Annotated in this window: 2 protein-coding genes; both read left to right on the top strand. The window is 36.6% G+C overall.

The window, feature by feature from the left end:
- Positions 1-660 precede the first annotated feature (660 nt).
- Entirely contained in the window at positions 661-828 is a 168-nt protein-coding gene (locus ACFWX1_RS48135) for a helix-turn-helix domain-containing protein (protein ID WP_326194937.1), read from the top strand.
- 20 nt (positions 829-848) lie between these two features.
- Positions 849-1316 carry a hypothetical protein gene (locus tag ACFWX1_RS48130; RefSeq protein WP_326194938.1) on the top strand — a complete coding sequence of 156 codons (468 nt, stop codon included), beginning with the start codon at positions 849-851 and terminating at the stop codon, positions 1314-1316.
- The last annotated feature ends 230 nt before the right edge of the window (positions 1317-1546 follow it).

Raw genomic sequence — 1546 nt, 5'->3', positions numbered from 1 at the left:
GAGGTACGATTCTTGCCGCTAAATTCACTGATTTTCCTTGACAATCCCACATTTCTGTGCTAATTAACATGAACCACGGGAACTGTCAATAAATAAAATATCCTCCCGGAAAAGGGAGGACTATTCTTTAGGCGATATATTAAAGTGTTTTAAATATACAAGAATTTCGTAAACATCCATATTGTTGTACTTCTTATCTATCCAATCCTTTAAAAAGTGTTCAATATGCTTGTATTTCGTATCTAATTTCATATTAATAATATCTAATATTTCTAGATTTGGCATAAATTATTCATCTCCTTTAATGGAGAGAGTATATACACACTTATTTTAGTTTGTCAATAATAACCTGTTATAAACATTTATACTCAGTGCGAACATAAGAGATAGGACATTTCTATCCCTGATACCCAGTTATTTCATATATAATAGGACTTTACATTCAGGAACATGTGTTCTATTATTGGTACAGAAATATTTTCTTCTCCTACCAATATGTCGCATAATGTCGAATCCTTCCTGAAAAAATTCTGAAGAAATTTGTAAAAAGGGGTAGACATGATATATCCCTTGATGGTAAGATAAGGTCATCAAAGGGAACATAAAGGAATCTGAAGCCCTTTAAAGGAAGTGATACATATGTAGAGGGAGGTACGCTTTTTGTCTAGTGAAGAGGTTTTAACAGTTAAACAGGTAGCCGAGATATTAAAAATATCTGAAAAAACGGCTCGCAAAATGCTGAACAACGGAGAAATTAAAGGTTTCAAAGTCGGTCGAGAATGGCGCGTGTCAGCTGAAAAATTCAATGAATACTTAAAACAAAATTAATTCTTTGGGGGAATTTTAAAATGACAAACACTATTAAAAACACTGAAAACACTACTGACGTATTGGCAACTGAGGACATTGCAACAGCATCACCAAGTATTTTTGAACAAGGTACACAACAAATGTTTTCAACTATCCAGGCAACGGACAGAAAGAGCAGCATCAAACTTTACAACGCGGTAAGCAACGCTGAACACTCTCTATCAGACCATATCGGAGAAGTAATTGAAATTACAGACATGGTCGCCCATGCGGTTGAATTAGAGGATGAAGTCACGAAAGAGACAATTCAGGCAATGCGCGTTGTTCTTTTAACAGCAGACGGACAAGGCTATCACAGTGTATCTCAGGGCGTAGCAAGCTCCCTACAACGTATCATTGGGATTGTAGGGCAAGGTCCTTGGACGGACGAGCCATTAAAAGTTGTTCCAAAAGAAGTTAAAACCCGCCGCGGCTTTAAAACATTGACACTTGCGCTTGTGGACTAATTAAATAGTCGCTCCGATCGGGGCGGCTTTTCTTATATTAAATTACTATATACGGAGGTTGCTAGACTTGGATAAAAACGTAATGATTTTCGACAACGGAGAACGCCGCACAGAGATTAAAGAGGATAGAGTGGAGAATATGTATTGTTTCGCTCAAAAGCTTGATGACGATACACAACAGATTATTAGTTTCACTCGTTCAGAAATGATTGCAATATTATCCTATTTTC

This window comes from Amycolatopsis sp. NPDC059021 (assembly GCF_042739895.1).
GTDB lineage: Bacteria > Actinomycetota > Actinomycetes > Mycobacteriales > Pseudonocardiaceae > Amycolatopsis.
The sequence above is the reverse complement of the archived record's forward strand: the minus strand, read 5'-3'. Positions and strand labels throughout refer to the sequence as shown.